The following is a 19,935-nucleotide window of genomic DNA, read 5'->3' as shown; positions in this document are numbered from 1 at the left end:
AAAGAGGACTATCCAGCAAGTTTTCTAGCTTGAAAAGAACAAATTCCTTTCTAAACCGCCATAAAGCTAAAAATACTTGATTTTACTCCATAACCTTTCAAACTACACTTTAAGCTTACTCTATTAAGACCATTAGTTTGATCAGAATACTCTACAACATAGCTCTTATAATATTATCGCCAGTGCTATTATACACTTTACTCAAATCGAAGAATGGGAAACCTAGCGTAGGAAGTCGCTGGACTGAATACTTTGGTTCCTGCTCTGCTTTAGTCGGAAAAAAACCAATCTGGATCCATACCGTTTCTGTTGGAGAAACTATTGCAGCTACCCCACTAATAAGAGCAATTAAAGCAAAATACCCTGATCAAGATATATTAATCACCACCACCACCACCACGGGTGCAGAACAAGCGGCTAAACTCGATGACATTGCTGAACACAGGTTTATGCCTATTGATTTTTCCTGGTGTGTCAGTCGATTTCTAAAAACCGCTAATCCAAAATGTATGCTAATCATGGAAACAGAGCTATGGCCAAATACATTACAAGCGGTAGCGAATAGCAATATTCCAATTTCAGTTATCAACGCTCGCCTGTCCGAACGCTCATGTCAACGGTATCGCCAGTTCCAATCTGTATTTAATCTTATTTCACAAAACCTTGACCAAATTCTTTGTCAACATCAGGCTGATGCAGAGAGATTCAAATCATTAGGTATTTTACCTGAAAAATCATCCGTTACTGGCTCTCTAAAATTTGACATATCCATACCGAACACTGTTCATGAAAATGCCTTAACACTTCGTCATCAATTAGGGATAAATAGACCTGTCTGGGTTGCAGCCAGCACCCATGAAGGAGAAGATGTGATACTTTATGATGCTCATCAGAAGCTATTACAAGCCTATCCCGAAGCATTGCTAATTTTAGTTCCTCGTCACCCAGAAAGATTTGAAGGCGTCGCTAAATTTGGGGAAGAATATGGCTTCAATGTCGTACGTCGAACCCATGAAAATAAAATAGACTCAACGACTCAAGTTTATCTTGGTGATACTATGGGAGAAATGCTCACCTTCATTAGTGCAGCCGACATTTGCTTTATGGCCGGAAGCCTTATCGGCGATAAAGTAGGAGGGCATAATGTGCTAGAACCGGCTGCACTCGGAAAGCCTATACTAAATGGCCCTAGTTTCTTTAATTTTAAAGAAATCACACATCAATTAATCAAAGAGCAAGCTTTAGTTATTTGTCACTCTGCTGACGAGATCAATCATCAGCTCGTTCGCTTATTAAGTGACTCTACGTTATCTGAACAAATGGGCGAAAATGCATTAAAAGTGGTCGCGCAAAACCAAGGCGCGGTAGCCAAAACCTTAGAGGCTCTCTCTAGCGTGATAACCAAGCAATAGCTGCTCCCAATCACTCTCTTGCCAGTGGATCGAAAAGCGCTGTACTTCCTTGAGGAATGAGCGCTTTAATCTTTCTAAGTTTGCCTGTTTCCAACCATCACCATCTTGTTGATAGCATTTATCAAAATCTATGATCCATACCTGATCACTGTTATCGAGCAAGATATTGTGGATATTAAGATCGGTGTGATTAACTTGTGCTTGATGAAGCTTGCTTATTTGCCTGCCAATGGATTGGTATATCTCAGAACTCACCGGTGAGTGTTGTAGCTGTGCCACTAAGTCTTGAGCATTTGGTATTCTTTCACTCAATAAATCCGCGGTATAAAAAGGGCCAAATTTATCGGCCTTAGCGGCAATGGGTCTGGGGACGTTAACTCCTTGCTCACGCAGATGCTGTAGCAACTTATACTCTTGATAACTGCGAGTGTTCTGCCACCCAGAGAACCAGTACTGATCTTTGACTAATTTGCCAAACAGTCCGCCACGACGATAGTGACGCAGTGCGGCTTGTAAACCATCAAGTTGTACAAACCAAGTGGTGCCTCGTCCTTTTGCGCTACCGGTTATTTTGTCCTGCACAAACCAATATGGGGCTTCAAAACACATTTCTGGTGGGACATTGAGTAAGCTAGGTTCATACCAAATGACTTCTGACCCATTGTTTAATGTTTCCAATCTGCAACCCCAATCAATTCAATTCTTTCCTGATTTTACAATTAACTCTAGCACCTGCATAATTTATCTATCTCCTTTATGAGCCAATTGCATGACACTGTTTAAATCACCACCAAAATCACTCTGTATTCTTCGCCTTTCTGCCATCGGTGATGTTTGCCATGCTATCGCTGTTGTACAAGCAATCCAAAACTATTGGCCAAGCACTAAGATCACTTGGATTTGCGGTAAAATTGAAGCGCAGCTTATCGGTGATTTACCCAACATTGAAATTGTGGTGTTCGATAAAAAGCTGGGATTTAAAGGCATGAAGGCGGTGTGGAAACAGCTGTCATCGACGCGCTTTGATGCTTTGCTGCATATGCAAGCCGCTCTTCGAGCAAGCGCCCTCTCTCTTGGCATTAAAGCGGATTATAAAATCGGCTTTGGTAAGAATAGAACCAAAGAAGGTCAGTGGTTGTTTACTAACAAACACATTCCAAACTCACAAAGCTTTCATGTTTTAGATAATTTTGCTGATTTTGCGCGATACATTGGGGTTCCGTTTCAGGCTCCGCAATGGCACATTCCCGTTAGCCATGACGACACTAAATTTGCTAAGAACGTTATCAATAACCAGCCAACATTAGTCATTTCTGCCGCAGCGAGTAAAGATAGCCGCAATTGGCTAACAGAGCGCTATGCTGCCGTCGCTGATTATGCGATAGACAAAGGCATGCAAGTCATACTGTGTGGCTCACCTGCTGACAGGGAAATCAAATTAGCCGAAAACATTGCTCAATTGATGCAAGGTGATGTGAATAACATGGTGGGGAAAACCTCATTAAAACAACTGACTGCAATACTTAATGAGGCGAGCGTAGTACTCGCCCCCGATTCAGGGCCCGCTCATTTAGCCACTACGCAAGGCACGCCTGTGATAGGCCTTTATGCTCACAGCGATCCGCGACGCACTGGTCCTTATAATAGTCTGGAACTGGTAGCGAATGCCTATGATGAGCATATTCAGCAGCAAACGAATAAGTCACTGTCAGACATTCCTTGGGGAACTCGCGCAAAAGGCGATGATCTAATGTCTGCAATTAGTACCAAACAAGTCTGCCACCTACTCGATAAAGCATTAGAGAAGAATTAATTTATGAAAAACCATGTCCTCTACCCTGGCACTTTTGATCCTTTAACCAATGGTCATCTAGATATTATTACCCGCGCAGCCAATCTTTTTGAGCAAGTCACAGTATGTGTTGCTGCCAGTCCAAGTAAAAATACAATGTTCACCCTAGAAGAACGGGTAGCGATGCTTCAAGAGTCTGTTGTGCATCTAAACAATGTCAAAGTGGAAGGCTTTTCTGGGTTATTAATTGAGTTTGCCAAGCAAAAGCAAGCGAACCTGCTTATTCGAGGTTTGCGTACTACGATGGATTTTGAGTATGAGTTTGGTCTTACAAGCATGTACCGAAAACTGATGCCGACATTAGAAAGTATCTTCTTAACGCCGTCTGAAGAGTTTGCTTTTCTTTCGTCAACCATTGTCAGGGAAGTTGCGATTCACGGTGGGGATGTGGAAGGTTTTGTGCCGTCTTCGGTATTTAAACGAATTAAAGAAAAGGTTTAGCTCTTCTATTCTTTTATTCCAACTAAAAGAACCAAGAACTAAACCTAATACCAGACTATAGGGTGTAATAAGCTTTGTACCAATCAACAAAAGCTTGTACGCCCTCTTTCACTTTCACTTCAGGCTTGTAACCGGTCGATTTAAACAAGTCTGCTGTATCAGCGTAAGTGGCATACACATCACCGGGTTGCATTGGCATGAAGTTTTTCTTCGCTTCAATACCCAGAGCCTCTTCTAGCGCTTCGATATATTCCATCAGTTTCACCGGGCTGCCGTGACCAATGTTATACACTCGGTATGGTGCAGAGCTGGTTGCAGGAGAACCTTGTTCAACACTCCAGTCAGTATTCGCCTCAGGGATAACGTCTTGAATACGCAGGATACCTTCAACGATATCATCAATATAAGTGAAATCACGCTGCATATCGCCGTTGTTATACACGTCAATCGCATCACCATTTACGATAGCTTTGGTGAACTTAAATAGCGCCATATCAGGACGTCCCCATGGGCCATAAACAGTGAAGAATCTTAATCCTGTTGTAGGTACGCCATAGAGGTGCGAGTAAGTATGAGCCATTAGCTCATTGGATTTTTTAGTTGCTGCGTACAGTGATACCGGGTGATCGACTGAATCTGCAGTATCGAACGGCATTTTTTTATTCAAGCCGTAAACTGAACTAGAAGAGGCATACACAAGGTGTTTGATCTTATGGTGGCGACAACCTTCTAAGATAGTCAAATGGCCGATAAGGTTACTGTCGGCATACGCTAGCGGATTATCAATGGAATAACGCACGCCTGCTTGCGCGGCCAAGTGAATCACTTTATCAAATTGCTCTTCAGCAAATAGCGCGGCGATGCCTTCGCGGTCAGCTAAATCAAGCTGCTTAAAGGTAAATTTGTCATGCTCAATACGCTTTAAGCGATCTTCCTTTAGAGAAACTTGGTAGTAGTCATTCATATTGTCGATACCGACAACATCATGTCCAGCCTGCGTTAAGCGCTCTACGACTGCACTACCGATGAAGCCAGCAGCTCCAGTGACTAAATATTTCATGCTGTTTCCTTCTGTTGGCATGTTTCACACCAAAATGTATTTCTTTGCCCAACCATCTTTTGGCTAATTTTCGTTGCGCAGACCAGGCATTCTTGCCCTGATCTACCATAAACTTGCAGCTCTTGAGCAAAATAACCAGGCTTACCGTCTGGCTGAGCAAAATCATTAAGCGTGGTTCCGCCTTGTTTTATGGCGTTGCTAAGCACCTGTTTTATTTCTTTAACCAACTCATCCCACTCTTTATGTGTCAATGAGTTAGCAGGTCTTAATGGGTGAATTTTAGCATTAAACAAAGATTCGTTAGCGTAAATATTTCCTACGCCCACCACAACCTTATTATCCATAATGAATTGCTTTACGGCGATGCGCCTTTTGGCTGCCAGAGCGATAATATGCTTAGAGCTAAAGTCATCACTAAGAGGCTCCGGCCCTAGGTTATCTAAGATAGACAATGATTCACCAGCTTCGATCCACAACCAAGATCCAAAACGTCTCGGATCGTTGTAGCGCAATAACTTGCCATTTTGCAAAATAAGATCAACATGATCATGTTTGCTTGCCTGCACACCCTCGTCTTGAATCCTTAATGAGCCCGACATACCTAAATGCACCACAATACAACCATTGGCAGTATGCAGTAGAAGATATTTAGCACGGCGAGTGACCGCTTCAATCACCACACCACTGAGTTGTTGCAGTTGCTCTGGCACAGGCCAACGTAGTTTTGGCTGACGCACTACAATTTTTTTGATCGTTTGACCTGTAATGTGCGGACTGATCCCCATGCGGGATACTTCAACTTCTGGTAACTCTGGCATGCATCGCTCAATTCATTCTATGGAATCATCATTCTAACGTTTTCTAGGCATAAAAAAACCCAGCAACAAGTGCTGGGTTTTTATGTTCTGCGTAAAGAAGTGTTAAATCAATTACTTGATTTTAGCTTCTTTGTACATAACGTGTTGACGAACAACTGGATCAAATTTCTTGATCTCAAATTTGCCCGGCATGTTACGTTTGTTTTTATCTGTAGTATAGAAGTGACCTGTACCAGCAGAAGAAACAAGTTTAATTTTTTCGCGAATGCCTTTAGCCATTGCTCAATTCCTCTTAAACGTTTTCGCCACGTGCACGGATATCAACAAGAACAGCATCGATGCCTTTCTTATCAATAATACGCATGCCTTTAGCAGTTAGACGTAGTTTAACAAAACGTTTTTCGCTCTCTACCCAGAAACGATGAGTTTGTAGGTTCGGCAGAAAACGGCGCTTAGTAGCGTTGCGTGCGTGAGAACGGTTGTTACCCGTTACAGGACGCTTACCAGTTACTTGGCATACTCGGGACATGAATGTCTTCTCCAAATCGTTTCAGCTCGATATCAACCTTGGTGGCCGAACCTCTCTAGTGAGGCCGAAAACCATTATGGAAAATCCATACAAGGCTATCAAAGGTCGCGTATTATACTAACTTGACGAGAATTGCTCAAGACCCGAACAGATCCTTTTTACAGAATTTGGTGATCTTTTTTGAGCAGAGCTGATTTTTGTTCAAAAATAGTGCGCGTATGTTACCAGAAATCCTACACCCTACAACCACTAATTAGCTATCAGACCTATATTTAATTTAGCTTGACGACTATTTGTGTTTGGCTAGCGTAAATTGTTAGCCTAATATAGCTTGGAATTCATCATCATACTGATATAAATCATTCACTTACCGAGGTCAGAATGTCGCAACTCTTATCTGCAATCCCACTGACTTCCTTAAATGGCGTTGGGGCAAAGGTCGCTGAAAAGCTGGCTAAGGTCGGCCTTATCTCTATTCAAGACCTTTTATTTCACCTTCCGCACCGTTATGAAGACCGAACTCGCGTTTATCCGATGATAAGTTTGCACGCTGGCCTATGGGCGGGAGTGCAAGGCAAAGTTATGACGGTGGATACTGTTTTTGCTCGAAGAAAAATGCTCACCGTAAAAATCAGCGATGGAAATGGCACCATCACATTGCGATTTTTTAACTTTACCGCCGGAATGAAAAATAATTTCAGTGAAGGCAAATGGGTACACGCTTATGGCGAGATCAAACGTGGCAATCAAGGTTTAGAGATCGTTCACCCTGATTTTTCATTTTTTAATGAAGGTAAAGCGGTGACGACCGAATCCAGTTTGACCCCTGTTTACCCAACGACAGAAGGTTTGCGCCAACTCACTTTACGCAACCTCACCGATCAAGCTTTAGAGTTGTTAGATAAGTCAGCGGTGAACGAGTTACTGCCCGACGGATTGTATGATGCACAATTATCCCTAAATCAAGCACTGCACATTGTGCATCGCCCCTCTCCAGAGATAGACATGGAGCAGTTTGATTTAGGTCGCCACCCCTCACAACTACGCTTGATCATCGAAGAGTTGTTAGCCCAAAATCTATCGATGCTAGCGCTCAGAAGCAAAGGACAGCTTGATGATGCAATTGCACTGCCCGCATCGAAACGTTTAAAAACACAATTGCTGGATTTACTGCCCTTCTCTCCAACCAAGGCGCAAGTTAGAGTTGTTAACGAGATCGAAGGCGATCTTCTCAAACCCCACCCGATGATGCGTTTAGTACAAGGCGACGTGGGATCAGGCAAAACATTGGTAGCGGCACTCGCCGCCGTCACCGCCATCGAACAAGGCTATCAAGTGGCAATGATGGCACCAACCGAGCTATTGGCTGAGCAACACGCCATCAACTTTACCGCTTGGTTTGAACAACTGGGTATCAAAGTTGGTTGGCTGGCGGGGAAAGTCACCGGCAAGGCCAAACAAGCACAACTGGACGCCATCGCCAGTGGCGAAGCACAAATGGTGATCGGTACGCATGCTTTATTTCAAGAACAGGTAAAATTCCATAACCTCTCTTTAGTGATCATTGATGAACAGCACCGTTTTGGTGTCCACCAGCGTCTAGAGCTTCGAGAAAAAGGCGCGGTTGCTGGATACTACCCTCATCAATTAATCATGACTGCCACACCGATTCCAAGAACCTTAGCCATGACCGCTTATGCCGATCTTGAAACCTCGATTATTGATGAACTGCCACCGGGAAGAACGCCCATTCAAACCGTTGCCATACCCGATACTAAGCGCGCCGATATTATTGAACGTATCCGAGTTGCTTGTGCTCATGAAGGTAAGCAAGCGTATTGGGTGTGTACGCTAATCGACGAGTCCGAAGTCTTAGAAGCTCAAGCTGCTGCTGAAATAGCCGAAGAGCTCACCGCTAAATTACCGGAGCTAAAGGTAGGACTGGTGCATGGACGAATGAAACCCGCCGAAAAACAAGCCATCATGCAGCAGTTTAAAGCCAATGAATTACAACTTTTGGTCGCTACCACCGTGATTGAAGTGGGCGTAGATGTGCCAAATTCCAGCTTAATGATCATCGAAAACCCAGAACGCCTCGGGTTAGCACAATTACACCAGTTACGCGGCCGCGTTGGACGTGGAACCGTCGCCAGTCATTGTGTGCTTCTCTATCATGCGCCTTTATCTAAAACCGCTCAGAAGCGTTTAGGGGTACTCAGAGAAAGTAATGATGGTTTTGTTATTGCGCAAAAAGACTTAGAAATTCGCGGTCCGGGTGAACTGCTTGGCACCAAGCAAACCGGTATTGCCGACTTTAAAATTGCCGATCTGATGCGCGACCAACATTTAGTGCCACAAGTGCAAAAAATGGCGCGCTATATCCACCAGCAATATCCAGAAAATGCCCAGCAGATCATTGAGCGCTGGATAGTGAATAGCGATGAGTATGCGAAAGCTTAGCGAACATTAAACAAATCACTATCGAAACAATAAGAGCCTCAATTGAGGCTCTTATTAAGTTCTAAAAGTAAACGATTTTTAGCGACGCTTCTTATCTGCATTGGCAAATGCTGCCGCCATCGCACCACCTAAACCGCCTCCCAGACTGGAGCCTGCAGACGAGCGGTTATCACGGCGCTCATTGCGCGCTGGACGTTTATTGTCTTTATTAGCCTGCCCGCGACTAGTGCGATTATCTTGACCCGGCTGATCATTTAAGCGCATAGACAGTGCAATACGTTTACGCTGAATATCCACTTCCATTACCTTAACCTTCACAATATCGCCCGCTTTTACCACCTCTCGAGGATCAGAAACGTATTTATCGGTCAGCGCCGAAATATGCACCAATCCATCTTGGTGTACGCCAATATCCACAAAAGCGCCAAAATTAGCCACGTTGGAAACCACACCTTCGAGTACCATACCCACTTCTAAATCAGAAACCTTGTCGATTCCCTCAGCAAAAGTCGCGGTTTTAAATTCAGGTCTTGGATCGCGTCCCGGCTTATCCAACTCTTTAATAATGTCGGTAACCGTAGGCAAACCAAACTTATCATCAATAAAGTCGATAGCATTTAGCTTACCTAAAAAGCCGCTATCGCCAATCAAGTTTGAGATTGGCTTACTGGTTTTTTCAGCAATGTTTTTAACTACTGGATAAGCTTCTGGGTGAACAGAAGAAGCATCTAAAGGATTACGACCATTCATAATGCGCAAGAAGCCGGCACTTTGTTCGAAGGCTTTTGGCCCCATACGCGCCACTTTCTTAAGGCTAGCACGGCTTTCAAAGCGGCCGTTTTCATCACGATGAGCCACAATGTTTTGTGCCAATGTCGTCGATAAGCCCGCCACACGGTTAAGCAGAGCAGCAGAGGCTGTATTCACATCCACGCCCACCGCATTCACACAGTCTTCAACAACAGCATCTAGACGTTTTGCCAGTGAGGATTGACCCACATCATGTTGATATTGGCCCACACCGATAGATTTAGGATCAATCTTAACCAATTCTGCCAGCGGGTCTTGCAAGCGTCTGGCGATAGAAACCGCGCCACGTAAAGAAACATCCATATTAGGAAATTCTTTGGCGGCGAGCTCAGAAGCGGAATACACCGAAGCGCCCGCTTCACTCACCACTATTTTTTGTACCTTAGTACCGTTTTTAATCAGCTCACCAATAAAGCTGTCTGACTCACGAGAAGCGGTGCCATTACCGATCGCCACCAAATCAACATTATGTTGTTTGATTAAACGGTCGATGATTTGCAACGATTTATCGTATTGCTTTTGCGGTGCGTGCGGATAAATCACCTCTGTAGCCAATACCTTGCCTGTGCCATCGACCACGGCAATTTTACAACCTGTTCTTAAGCCAGGATCTAAACCTAAAGTGGCGCGAGGCCCTGCAGGTGCTGCCATCAACAAATCTTTTAAGTTAGTCGCAAACACTTCAATCGCATCAATTTCGGCGCGCTCTTTCATCGCCGACATCAACTCTGTTTCCAAGTGCATGGACACTTTTACGCGCCACGCAAAACTAATCACCTGTTTACGCCAAGTATCAGCAGGAGCATCACTTAATGAAATGCGGTAGTGGTCGGCAATGATCGTTTCGCAATATGAACTGCGGATTGAAGGGTCTTGCGCAGGGTCAGCATTTAATGACAGCTGTAAAAAGCCTTCATTACGACCGCGAAGCATAGCTAGCGCACGGTGCGATGGGACGCGACTAATGGCTTCATCATGCTCAAAGTAATCTTTAAATTTCTCACCTGCTGCTTCCTTTCCAGATACAACGCGAGATTGTAATTGAGCATGTTTATTAAGATACGCTCTTAGTTTTTCCAATAGATCAGCATCTTCAGCAATACGCTCCATCACTATGGCTCTTGCACCATCTAGCGCCGCTTTAGTATCAACAATACCTTGCTCTGGGTTTAAGTAATCCTGCGCCACGGTTTCTGGCACCAAAGAAGCGTCATTCCAGATAGCATCCGCTAGCGGCTCCAATCCGGCTTCAATCGCAATTTGACCTTTAGTGCGACGCTTTGGTTTGTACGGCAAGTAAAGATCTTCAAGACGAGTCTTATTGTCAGCCTGATTAATCTCTTTTTCTAATTCTGCTGTCAGTTTTCCCTGCTCAGAAATAGATTTAAGGATCGCTTGTCTGCGATCGGCAAGCTCACGAAGGTAAGTCAAACGGCTGTCTAGAGTACGCAATTGGGTATCATCAAGCCCACCGGTCACTTCTTTTCGATAACGAGCAATAAACGGTACGGTATTTCCCTCATCAATCAGGTTGGCCGTAGCCGTCACCTGTTGGGTGGAGACGTTTAGCTCAGTGGCAATAATCTGAAAAATCGTCTGACTCATCTTAATTCACTTATTTCCTTAATGTTTGCAACTAACTATGGGGGCAAATGTCAGAAAAACCAGATCTCAAAACAATGATTAGCCCCAATAAACTGTGGTCAACGAGTTAAATTAAAGATTTAACCTAACATTTGCCTGCAAGTTACTGATTGTTGGTTAGAATTAAACAAGGTTACTCTTCAAATACTCAGTTGCTAGAAACTGGATTAGACATGGATGTTGATAATGAAAAATATAACCAAGCCGCTGTCATTGCTCATTGCCTCTTTAGCAAGCCTGCCTGTACTGGCCGAAGAAGGAGACTCTCCAATCATGATGAATGAGAATCAGCAGGCTTATACTACCGCCGACCCTGCCTTAAAATGGCAAGATAAGGTTGTATTAGGGCGTATCGAAAACGTGTATTACCAAGATATTGATGGCCTTGAAGGACAAGCCTTTATTGGCAAAATCGATACCGGTGCCGATACCACCTCTATGCATGCTGAAAATATCCACGTATACAGCAACAACCCCAAATATAAAGGACTGCAAGATACCGAGTTGATGCAAACCATCGTCGATGAGTTTGGCGGCCCCAAAAGTAACTGGTGGCTAGAAAGTTTTGATACCCCTGAAAGAAATATTCAAGGTATTGTGAAGTTTGATCTTCGTCATCCCACCACAGGGGAAGTGATTGCTCTTGAAAGACCACTGGCTCGCACTAGCGTTATCCGCAGTCGCACCAGTGAAATCCCTTTATATCGCCCCGTAATTACTATTCCTCTGCAAATTGCTGGAGTAACGGTTGATACCGACGTCAACTTAACCGACAGAAGTAACTTCTCCGCTCCTATTCTGATTGGTAAGACTTTCCTTAAAAAAAATGCATGGGTATTTGCCGGTTATGACTATCTGCAGTCACAAAATGACGCCCATATTGTCGGGCGCAGCGAAACCTTTTTTGTCGATGATATATCCCTAAAAACCAGCTTCTCACTGGTCAATAGCTATAGCCAAATACACGCGACTAATATCAAAGTCGATCAAGACAAACACACCGTCACCTTCGACACGGGTAACAAAGATGACAGCACCACGCTGACTCTGCCATTAGAGCGCATGCTCAGAGTAGGTGGAGAAAAACGCCCTTTAGTATTTGTGCCCGTAACAGCAGGCGACTTTAAAACCCCAATCTTGGCTTACCTTAAAGACCGCTCTAAATACAGCTCACAACTTCGTCTTGGTAAAAACACCCTGAGCAAGTACTTTGTGATTAACACCAGTGACAAACATGTGCTCCACACTCAAAGCAAAAAATTGAGCTCGCTGCTGGATAGCAAAAATCCATTAATGGTAACTCCGCACGAAGTGATTTATATCGACAACACGCCTGTCGATGCAAAACCCTCTTTTGCCATCAATACCCCAGTATTATTTGTGGACAGCTTTGAGCTAAGTAAAGGCAAAAGTGGTGAACAAGCCAGTTTCTACATTCCAAGTAACAATGGACATGACAAAAAAGTCATCAAAAAAGTAGAACGTAAAATACGCATCGGCAATAACGTGCGCCCAATACTTAAAGAGAGCATCACTATTGGCGGCAAAGAGATGACATTAGAATTTGCTTTGGAAGCCACAGATAAAGGCAGTGACCCTTATTTTGCTATTGGCCGTGCTTTTCATAAACAAGGGGTACTGATTAACACCCGAAGCGAAGACTTACTCACTCCACAGCCACTGTTTCAAGCTGGCTTTATCGAAACCGCGCAAGTGGAAAACCTAACCTTTCCTGTAAAACTGGATACCGGTGCCGACATTAGTTCAATCAATGCCCTTAACATCAAGCGCTTTGAAGAAAATGGCCAACCTATGGTGAGCTTTGATTACCAAAATGCAGACGGGCTTACGCAAAAGTTCACTAAAGAAGTGGTGGATGTAATGCGTATTCGCGCCAAAGCGGGAGAAAAACCCAACGAGCGCCCAGTGGTACTCATGAATGTCAAACTTGGTGAGGTAAATCAAAGCGTGCGTGTTAACCTGCAAGATAGAAGCCGCTTTGAATACAGCATGATATTAGGTAAAAACTTCCTTAAATATGGGGTTGTAGTCAGCAGTGACCAGACTTATCTATTAGGTAAGTAGCACACTTATTATGAACGACACTATTAGATGAAAACGAATTTAATTACCCGAGAAGGCTATAACAAGCTACAACAAGAACATGACTACCTGTGGCACGAACGTCGTCCAGAAGTCACCAAAATTGTCACTTGGGCGGCGAGCCTAGGTGACCGCTCCGAGAACGCTGATTATCAGTACAATAAGCGTTTATTACGCCAAATTGATCGTCGCGTTCGCTATCTGCGCAAAAGACTGCCTGACCTTAAAGTGGTCGACTACGCTAGTGCTCAAGATGGTAAGGTTTTTTTTGGTGCTTGGGTGGAAATAGAAAACGAGCAAGGTGAGCTAAAACGCTTTCGCATTGTCGGGCCCGATGAGATTTACGGCGACGACGTAAAGCAGTATATCTCCATAGATTCCCCTATGGCGCGCGCTCTATTAAAAAAAGAAGTAGACGATGAAGTGCTGGTTAGAACCCCAGAAGGCACAAAAGAGTGGTTTGTGAACAAAATCAATTACCAAATACCTGATTGGTACAAAATCAAATAAAAATAATGAGTTACCTCAGTAAAAATATTTTTTATTAGACGCTGTTAATATTATCTAACACTTTATCTCTCTATAATCGATTCAGCTTTGTTACATTTCCAAAAGTATTATCATTCAGGTGTGATAAGGAGCGAATTTGCAAAAGTGACGGACTACTTGCTCGCACTCGCAACTCCCACTTTTAAATTTAAAAATTGGATTAAGTAGGTTCTATACAATGCAAGAAAACTTCAAAATTTTAGTTGTCGATGACGACGCTCGCCTTCGTTCGTTACTTGAGCGCTACCTTTCTGAGCAAGGGTTCCAAGTTCGCTCTGTTGCGAATGCCGATCAAATGGATCGTCTGTTAACTCGCGAAAATTTTAACTTAATGATTCTCGATCTTATGCTGCCGGGTGAAGATGGTCTATCCATCTGCCGTCGTCTGCGTAGCGCAAACAATACCTTGCCTATCCTAATGCTAACGGCAAAAGGTGATGAGATAGATCGAATTGTTGGGCTAGAAGTTGGTGCTGATGATTACTTACCTAAGCCCTTTAACCCTAGAGAACTGTTAGCACGTGCGAAAGCAGTACTGCGCCGTCAATCTGTTGAAGCTCCGGGAGCTCCGAGTTCAGAAGAAGCAATCGTTGAGTTTGGCGAGTTCGCACTTAACCTAGGCACCCGCGAAATGTATCGCGGTGAAGAGCTTATCCCTCTAACTTCTGGTGAATTTGCGGTATTAAAGATCCTTGTGACCAACGCGCGTGAACCTATGTCTCGTGATAAATTGATGAACCTTGCTCGTGGACGTGAATACTCAGCAATGGAACGTTCGATAGATGTGCAAATCTCTCGTCTACGTCGTATCCTTGAAGAAGACCCAAGTCATCCTCGTTACATTCAAACTGTATGGGGTCTAGGTTACGTATTTGTACCAGACGGTAAAAAAGTATAATTTTTTAGGATATTTAATGCGATCGCGTAGTTCGATAACTCAATCAATCATCGGTTTTATTGCACTGTTGATTGCTAGCCAGGCTTTTTCTTACTACGCGATTTTTAACTACGCATTACTCCCCAGCCTTAAACAATTCAACCGCATACTCTCTTACGAGATAAATCTCGTTACCGAAGAGTATGCGCGCATTCGCCAAGAATCTGAACTTGGCATCCCCGAAAGTGAACGTACTAGTCCTTTAAGACAAGCCCTGCTACTCAGACTTGGAGTGAGCGTTCACCCAATGGCTGGCGCTGCCGAAGAAGAATTTCAAAAAGCCTTCTATCTTGATTTTATGAGTGATGAAATCACCGAAGAGATAGGATCCCCTGCCGAAGCACGGTTAGCAAGAGACAACAAAAGCTACCTGTTGTGGATTAAGCTTGATGTGATGCCGAACTGGATTCTTAGAATCCCCTTAACTGAGCTCACTCAAGATGAATTTAAACCCCTATTCATCAATAGTTTACTCATTACTATCTTGTTCATATTAGGGGGCTGGGGCTTTATTCGCTGGCAAAACAGGCCCTTAAAAGATCTTGAGTCCGCCGCTATTAGTGTTGGAAACGGTGTCATCCCTGACCCTCTTCCTGAAAATGGCACGACCGAGATTCGCGCGGTAACCAAGTCGTTCAATAAAATGGCAAGAGGGATTGAAGAGCTTGAGACGGACCGACGCTTAATGCTTGCTGGTGTCAGCCACGATATTCGAACCCCACTTACCCGAATTCGCTTAGCCACTGAAATGATGTCAGATCAAGACAGCTATTTAGCGGATGGTATGATCCAAGATATTGAAGAGTGTAATGAAATCATTGCTCAGTTTATCGATTACCTAAAACCTATCGATCGCAATGACTTTAGCAACCTTAACCTCAACAACATGGTTGGAGAGCTTGAATGGGCGCTAAAAATCTATCAATCCGGCGGCTCAATTGAAGGTGAAGCACTAGAGAGTGAATTGAACAAAGACATTGTTAACTACACCTTTGATATTCAGTTAAAGCCTGATTTACCTGATATTTATGCCAGTTACATCCCAATAAGACGTACGTTGAGTAACCTGCTAGTCAACTCTAAACGTTATGGCAACAATTGGATTGGTATCAAAACAGGATCGACAAACAATAAGGTATGGATAACCATAGAAGACAATGGACCAGGCATTGACGATGAGCAAATGCAAAAAGTCTTTGAGCCTTTCACTCGTGGTGATACCTCAAGAGGCAGTGAAGGGACAGGCTTAGGCCTCTCTATCGTCAAAAGAATCATTGCAGAGCACAATGGTAGCATTGAGATGAGTAACCGTAATGAAGGCGGACTAATCGTAAAATTAACCTTTGATGTCTATCAGCAGAAAAAGACAAAGTAACCTTCTCCGATAGCTATAAAAAAGCGGAGTTCGAATGCATCGAACTCCGCTTTTTATTCTTAAATACTTGAGCGTATTACTGGTAGTAAGAGTGCTCACCTTGCTCATGTTCAGTCGCATCTTTAACCGCAACCAACTCACCCGAAAACTCTTCAAGCAATTGTTTTTCAATGCCGTCTTTTAGCGTCACATCCACCATAGAGCAGCCGTTACAACCGCCACCAAACTGCACGAGTGCCACACCATCGTCAGTGATCTTCACTAAACTTAAGTGGCCGCCGTGACTCGCAAGTTGTGGGTTAACTTGAGTTTGAATAACGTACTCGACACGCTCCAACAGAGGGGCATCGTCAGCGACTTTACGCATTTTTGCATTTGGTGCCTTCAATGTTAACTGAGAACCCATTTTGTCAGTGACATAATCAATCTCGGCATCTTCTAAAAATGGCAAGCTAAGCTCGTCTACGTATGCAGAGAACGCCTCAAACGATAGCTCTGTATCAGTAGCTTCTACCGCTTCTGGTGGGCAGTAAGAAACACCACACTCTGCACTTTGAGTTCCTGGATTGACCACGAATACTCGAATGTTTGTTCCCTCTGCTTGCTGCGACAATAAGTTAGCAAAATGCGACTGAGCAGATTCTGTAATAATAATTGTATTAGACACGATAAATACCTGAGTAATTCTGTAGGTTATTATCCATATTCTACTCTGTTCGGCTTTTTTTTCAAACATGTATTGGCAATGCCATACATGGATAATGAACAGTGATAACAGACAATATGATGCAAGTTCAATTCGATACGATATAGCACAAGGGTTTACAAGGTAACCGGAGATGCTCGACAAATACAATAAATATCAATTCTTTGCACACCGTGTTCTTTGAGTAACAAACAGATTTCGCTAACCGTGCTCCCCGTCGTCACGACATCATCGATTAAGGCGACATGGGGCTGATTTTGTAAAAGAGACACAGCATTCGGTGACAGTAAAAATGCTTTTCTCAAGTTCGTCAGTCGCTGACGACGATTTAACCCCATCTGATTTCGAGTTACTTTAACGCGGGAGAGCGCTTTGGGTAGGTAGGTCACGTGCGACTTACCGTACGCATAAAATTGCTGCTGTAAATACCCAGCAAGATAATCACTTTGATTAAAGCCTCGCCACAACTGGCGCCTCCAATGCAAAGGCACCGACAATAATATCGGTGCCGGGTCATTAATTTGCCTTGCCAGTAATGAGCCTAATTCTTTGGCGTGCCAAACTTGTCGACGATACTTTAGCTTGTGAATAAACCCCGACAAAGGGGCCTGATATTCAGTCACACAAAAAAGTTTATCCCATGTCGGTGGGCAGGTAATACATTGACCGCAGCGTCGCATCGCTGTGGCGGTATGAACGCCACACATTTCACAACGAGTAATAGGCGTGAGCTTATCATGGCATGTGTCGCACCATTTATCTCTATCCTCGCCGGCCTCTAATGCTTTCCCTGACACTGGATTATCACAACCATAGCAAGATGACCCTAACAGCTTAAACGCCAACTGAGATAGGTAGCTAAGAACCGAACTCAGACATTGAGTTAATTGTCGATTTCCAATAATCTTCCCCTAATGTTTACCCGTACATACTCCTTAATATGTCTAGTCCATAGATGATTTAATCAGGACTGAAAAGAGTATGACGTATCAATCACTTCATAATAAATAACGCTATCAATGAGCGTTGTAGATAAATAGGTAAAGGGATGAGCTTACAATCAAAATTGCATTGGGATGTCTTTGGTGAAGGAGAAAACCTCATTCTGATCCATGGCTGGGGAATGAACGGCGCCGTTTGGCATCAAGTCGTTGACGAATTAAGTCAACATTTTTGCGTACATGTAGTCGATCTACCAGGATATGGACACAGCCATCAAATACCTAGCACTTCTATTGCGGATATCGCACAAGCAGTATTAGCGGATGCGCCACAACAAGCGATATGGCTAGGTTGGTCTCTAGGTGGGTTGATTGCTACACACATTGCAATCCACCAACCTGTACGTGTCTCTAAACTGATCACGCTTGCCAGTTCACCGCGTTTCGCCGCAGAAGGACGTATATGGCGAGGCATAGCACCAAAAGTACTCAACGACTTTACCAGCCAACTGACCGACGATTTTCAAGGGACAATAGAGAGGTTTATGGCACTGCAAGCCATGGGCAGTCCATCAGCAAGACAGGATGTCAAGCAACTGAAAAGTGCCGTGCTCTCTCGCCCAATGCCAAATCCTAATGCGCTGCATCTAGGGCTTGAGCTATTAGCCACCGTTGACTATCGCCAACAGCTCAACGACATTGAAATACCCGTACACCGTTTATATGGTCGTCTAGATGGATTAGTTCCGGTGAAAGTAGCGTCTGTATTGGACCAACAGCTACAGACAGAGTCACATATATTTAAGGCCTCTTCTCACGCTCCTTTTATGAGCGAAAAACAGGCCTTTTGTGACTTAATAAAGCAGCTATAGAGAGGCTAGTCTTGAGTTAGGATCTCATTCCAAGGAAGGTTGCGATCACCGATAACAATGAAGTTTGGGTTCTCCAGTGTTTCGCGTAAATTGTAGGATAAAGGCGTTAATTGCGTATCAAGGATAGTACCGCCCGCCTCTTCAACAATACACTGGGTTGCAGCAGTATCCCATTCTCCAGTAGGCCCTAAACGCAAATAGCAATCCGCACTGCCTTCAGCAACTAAGCAGGCTTTTAATGCTGCAGAGCCCAATGGCATGAGTTCGTAGTTCCATTTATTGCTCATTCGGTCAGTAATTCGATTGATGTCTTGGCGACGGCTGATGGCAATCGCAATATTTTGCTTAGCAAGCTCATGAGTATGAGTTTTGATACGGATGTTCTCATCCATATCCGGGATCTTCCAGGCCCCTTTCCCTTGATAGGCATAATACACCACACCCGAAACTGGTGCGTAAACCACTCCCATTACTGGTTTATTTTTTTCAACCAAGGCAATGATAGTGGCAAAATCACCACTACGGGCAATAAATTCCTGAGTGCCGTCAAGCGGGTCAACGAGCCAGTAACGTTCCCACTGCTCACGCTCAGCTAAGCTAATATCGGAGTCTTCTTCAGATAAGATAGGAATATCAGGAGTAAGCTCAGATAAACGCTCCATAATCAATTTATGGGCAGCTAAATCAGCACTGGTCACCGGAGTATCATCCGATTTAATAAACTCTTCGTAATCTCGCTTTAAATAGATATCGAGGATGAGCTGCCCGGCAGAGCGAGCAATTTCTATCACATTCGGCAATAAGTGGGAAAGGTCTTGTCTCATCACTATTCATCCTTTAATTGAGCAAAATATCGCTGTGCGAGCATCAGGGCACTAATGCTGCGAGCCTCACAAAAATCCATATGTGAGAGTAACTCATCGGCTTGAGCAAGAGGCCAACGAATCAATGTCAAAGGTTCAGGCTCATCACCCACTAATGTTTCTGGGTAGAGGTCTTGAACAACAAAGAGGGTCATTTTGCTAGAAAAGTAGGACGGAGCAAGAATCACTTGTTTTAGCGGTACCACGCTGTTCGCCCCGAAGCCAATCTCTTCTTTTAACTCTCGATTTGCTGCTTCTTCTGGCGTTTCACCTGCATCAATGAGCCCTTTAGGGAAGCCAAGCTCATAACTCTCAGTACCTGCGGCATATTCTCTCACTAGCAAAAGGTCCCCATCAGCCGTCAAGGGAACCATCATTACCGCATCTCGACCCGAAGGGCGCATCCGTTCGTAGGTGCGTCGCTCACCATTAGAAAACTCTAAATCCAAAGCCTCAACGCAAAATAAACGCGAACGCGCAACCTCGGCTTTGTGTAAGATCTTTGGCTTTGTACTGCCTGTCATTTTCATTGGCCTCTTCGTTGATTTACGGTATTAACTTTA

At 43.9% G+C, this 19,935-nt stretch carries 19 protein-coding genes; 9 read left to right on the top strand and 10 right to left on the bottom strand.

Translation table 11 applies throughout. From position 1 onward, the window contains the following. The first annotated feature begins 137 nt into the window (after window positions 1–137). Complete coding sequence (gene waaA / locus VEZ01S_RS11665) at window positions 138–1,412, top strand: lipid IV(A) 3-deoxy-D-manno-octulosonic acid transferase (RefSeq protein ID WP_040890825.1); 1,275 nt, start codon at window positions 138–140, stop codon at window positions 1,410–1,412. On the opposite strand, the gene VEZ01S_RS11660 is transcribed toward waaA, so the two are convergent. Further along, window positions 1,377–2,090 carry a 3-deoxy-D-manno-octulosonic acid kinase gene (locus VEZ01S_RS11660; protein WP_021714247.1) on the bottom strand — a complete coding sequence of 238 codons (714 nt, stop codon included), beginning with the start codon at window positions 2,088–2,090 and terminating at the stop codon, window positions 1,377–1,379. The genes waaA and VEZ01S_RS11660 overlap by 36 nt on opposite strands. A 91-nt stretch (window positions 2,091–2,181) precedes the next feature. On the opposite strand from VEZ01S_RS11660, the gene VEZ01S_RS11655 reads away from it, so the two are divergent. Both VEZ01S_RS11655 and coaD read left to right on the top strand, forming a co-directional pair. After that, on the top strand, window positions 2,182–3,225 hold the full coding sequence (locus VEZ01S_RS11655; protein ID WP_021714246.1) for a glycosyltransferase family 9 protein: 1,044 nt from the start codon (window positions 2,182–2,184) through the stop codon (window positions 3,223–3,225). 3 nt (window positions 3,226–3,228) lie between these two features. Continuing rightward, complete coding sequence (coaD, locus tag VEZ01S_RS11650; RefSeq protein WP_021714245.1) at window positions 3,229–3,705, top strand: pantetheine-phosphate adenylyltransferase; 477 nt, start codon at window positions 3,229–3,231, stop codon at window positions 3,703–3,705. Window positions 3,706–3,760: 55 nt separating this feature from the next. Here coaD and VEZ01S_RS11645 read toward each other — a convergent pair whose 3' ends face one another. The 4 genes from VEZ01S_RS11645 to rpmB all read right to left on the bottom strand — a co-directional run bounded on the left by VEZ01S_RS11645 (window position 3,761) and on the right by rpmB (window position 6,112). Then, window positions 3,761–4,765: an NAD-dependent epimerase gene (locus VEZ01S_RS11645; RefSeq protein WP_021714244.1), complete on the bottom strand. Its 1,005-nt coding sequence runs from the start codon at window positions 4,763–4,765 to the stop codon at window positions 3,761–3,763. Continuing rightward, complete coding sequence (gene mutM / locus VEZ01S_RS11640) at window positions 4,762–5,583, bottom strand: bifunctional DNA-formamidopyrimidine glycosylase/DNA-(apurinic or apyrimidinic site) lyase (RefSeq protein WP_021714243.1); 822 nt, start codon at window positions 5,581–5,583, stop codon at window positions 4,762–4,764. Before mutM ends, VEZ01S_RS11645 begins: the two co-directional genes overlap by 4 nt. A gap of 111 nt (window positions 5,584–5,694) precedes the next feature. Then, window positions 5,695–5,862: a 50S ribosomal protein L33 gene (rpmG, locus tag VEZ01S_RS11635; RefSeq protein WP_017029383.1), complete on the bottom strand. Its 168-nt coding sequence runs from the start codon at window positions 5,860–5,862 to the stop codon at window positions 5,695–5,697. A 13-nt stretch (window positions 5,863–5,875) separates the two neighbouring features. Next, on the bottom strand, window positions 5,876–6,112 hold the full coding sequence (gene rpmB / locus VEZ01S_RS11630; protein WP_004728407.1) for a 50S ribosomal protein L28: 237 nt from the start codon (window positions 6,110–6,112) through the stop codon (window positions 5,876–5,878). A 381-nt stretch (window positions 6,113–6,493) separates the two neighbouring features. Here rpmB and recG point away from each other — a divergent pair, with 381 nt between their 5' ends. After that, on the top strand, window positions 6,494–8,572 hold the full coding sequence (gene recG, locus VEZ01S_RS11625) for an ATP-dependent DNA helicase RecG (protein WP_021714242.1): 2,079 nt from the start codon (window positions 6,494–6,496) through the stop codon (window positions 8,570–8,572). Window positions 8,573–8,650: 78 nt separating this feature from the next. Here the strand turns inward: recG and VEZ01S_RS11620 are convergent, their stop codons facing one another. Continuing rightward, entirely contained in the window at window positions 8,651–10,987 is a 2,337-nt protein-coding gene (locus VEZ01S_RS11620; RefSeq protein WP_021714241.1) for a Tex family protein, read from the bottom strand. A gap of 225 nt (window positions 10,988–11,212) precedes the next feature. On the opposite strand from VEZ01S_RS11620, the gene VEZ01S_RS11615 reads away from it, so the two are divergent. From VEZ01S_RS11615 to envZ, 4 genes are all read left to right on the top strand, one after another. Further along, on the top strand, window positions 11,213–13,111 hold the full coding sequence (locus VEZ01S_RS11615; RefSeq protein ID WP_040890823.1) for an ATP-dependent zinc protease family protein: 1,899 nt from the start codon (window positions 11,213–11,215) through the stop codon (window positions 13,109–13,111). Between the two features lie 27 nt (window positions 13,112–13,138). Continuing rightward, window positions 13,139–13,639, top strand: coding sequence for a transcription elongation factor GreB (gene greB, locus VEZ01S_RS11610; RefSeq protein WP_021714239.1), 501 nt, complete (start codon window positions 13,139–13,141; stop codon window positions 13,637–13,639). Window positions 13,640–13,856: 217 nt separating this feature from the next. Further along, entirely contained in the window at window positions 13,857–14,576 is a 720-nt protein-coding gene (gene ompR / locus VEZ01S_RS11605) for an osmolarity response regulator transcription factor OmpR (RefSeq protein ID WP_021714238.1), read from the top strand. Between the two features lie 16 nt (window positions 14,577–14,592). Further along, entirely contained in the window at window positions 14,593–15,990 is a 1,398-nt protein-coding gene (envZ, locus tag VEZ01S_RS11600) for a two-component system sensor histidine kinase EnvZ (RefSeq protein WP_021714237.1), read from the top strand. Between the two features lie 76 nt (window positions 15,991–16,066). Here the strand turns inward: envZ and nfuA are convergent, their stop codons facing one another. Both nfuA and VEZ01S_RS11590 read right to left on the bottom strand, forming a co-directional pair. Next, window positions 16,067–16,657 (bottom strand): Fe-S biogenesis protein NfuA, encoded by a 591-nt coding sequence (gene nfuA / locus VEZ01S_RS11595; RefSeq protein ID WP_040890821.1) that lies wholly within the window; start codon window positions 16,655–16,657, stop codon window positions 16,067–16,069. A gap of 155 nt (window positions 16,658–16,812) precedes the next feature. Further along, entirely contained in the window at window positions 16,813–17,493 is a 681-nt protein-coding gene (locus VEZ01S_RS11590; protein WP_235868507.1) for a ComF family protein, read from the bottom strand. 251 nt (window positions 17,494–17,744) lie between these two features. On the opposite strand from VEZ01S_RS11590, the gene bioH reads away from it, so the two are divergent. Then, window positions 17,745–18,509 carry a pimeloyl-ACP methyl ester esterase BioH gene (gene bioH, locus VEZ01S_RS11585; protein WP_021714234.1) on the top strand — a complete coding sequence of 255 codons (765 nt, stop codon included), beginning with the start codon at window positions 17,745–17,747 and terminating at the stop codon, window positions 18,507–18,509. A gap of 5 nt (window positions 18,510–18,514) precedes the next feature. Here the strand turns inward: bioH and cysQ are convergent, their stop codons facing one another. Beyond that, on the bottom strand, window positions 18,515–19,333 hold the full coding sequence (cysQ, locus tag VEZ01S_RS11580) for a 3'(2'),5'-bisphosphate nucleotidase CysQ (protein ID WP_439654011.1): 819 nt from the start codon (window positions 19,331–19,333) through the stop codon (window positions 18,515–18,517). 2 nt (window positions 19,334–19,335) lie between these two features. Next, entirely contained in the window at window positions 19,336–19,896 is a 561-nt protein-coding gene (nudE, locus tag VEZ01S_RS11575) for an ADP compounds hydrolase NudE (RefSeq protein ID WP_040890836.1), read from the bottom strand. Window positions 19,897–19,935: the final 39 nt, after the last annotated feature.

The sequence above is a fragment of the Vibrio ezurae NBRC 102218 genome, from assembly GCF_000467185.1.
In the GTDB taxonomy this organism is placed as follows: domain Bacteria; phylum Pseudomonadota; class Gammaproteobacteria; order Enterobacterales; family Vibrionaceae; genus Vibrio; species Vibrio ezurae.
The sequence above is the reverse complement of the archived record's forward strand: the minus strand, read 5'-3'. Positions and strand labels throughout refer to the sequence as shown.

What these genes read in the sequence shown, in the direction of transcription:
- cysQ (WP_439654011.1), bottom strand. Translation starts at nt 19,333, where the DNA reads ATGAGACAAGACCTTTCCCACTTATTGCCGAATGTGATAGAAATTGCT.
- recG (WP_021714242.1), top strand. Translation starts at nt 6,494, where the DNA reads ATGTCGCAACTCTTATCTGCAATCCCACTGACTTCCTTAAATGGCGTT.
- rpmG (WP_017029383.1), bottom strand. Translation starts at nt 5,862, where the DNA reads ATGGCTAAAGGCATTCGCGAAAAAATTAAACTTGTTTCTTCTGCTGGT.
- rpmB (WP_004728407.1), bottom strand. Translation starts at nt 6,112, where the DNA reads ATGTCCCGAGTATGCCAAGTAACTGGTAAGCGTCCTGTAACGGGTAAC.
- greB (WP_021714239.1), top strand. Translation starts at nt 13,139, where the DNA reads ATGAAAACGAATTTAATTACCCGAGAAGGCTATAACAAGCTACAACAA.
- VEZ01S_RS11655 (WP_021714246.1), top strand. Translation starts at nt 2,182, where the DNA reads ATGACACTGTTTAAATCACCACCAAAATCACTCTGTATTCTTCGCCTT.
- VEZ01S_RS11620 (WP_021714241.1), bottom strand. Translation starts at nt 10,987, where the DNA reads ATGAGTCAGACGATTTTTCAGATTATTGCCACTGAGCTAAACGTCTCC.
- nudE (WP_040890836.1), bottom strand. Translation starts at nt 19,896, where the DNA reads ATGACAGGCAGTACAAAGCCAAAGATCTTACACAAAGCCGAGGTTGCG.
- coaD (WP_021714245.1), top strand. Translation starts at nt 3,229, where the DNA reads ATGAAAAACCATGTCCTCTACCCTGGCACTTTTGATCCTTTAACCAAT.
- envZ (WP_021714237.1), top strand. Translation starts at nt 14,593, where the DNA reads ATGCGATCGCGTAGTTCGATAACTCAATCAATCATCGGTTTTATTGCA.
- VEZ01S_RS11645 (WP_021714244.1), bottom strand. Translation starts at nt 4,765, where the DNA reads ATGAAATATTTAGTCACTGGAGCTGCTGGCTTCATCGGTAGTGCAGTC.
- ompR (WP_021714238.1), top strand. Translation starts at nt 13,857, where the DNA reads ATGCAAGAAAACTTCAAAATTTTAGTTGTCGATGACGACGCTCGCCTT.
- VEZ01S_RS11615 (WP_040890823.1), top strand. Translation starts at nt 11,213, where the DNA reads ATGAAAAATATAACCAAGCCGCTGTCATTGCTCATTGCCTCTTTAGCA.
- bioH (WP_021714234.1), top strand. Translation starts at nt 17,745, where the DNA reads ATGAGCTTACAATCAAAATTGCATTGGGATGTCTTTGGTGAAGGAGAA.
- mutM (WP_021714243.1), bottom strand. Translation starts at nt 5,583, where the DNA reads ATGCCAGAGTTACCAGAAGTTGAAGTATCCCGCATGGGGATCAGTCCG.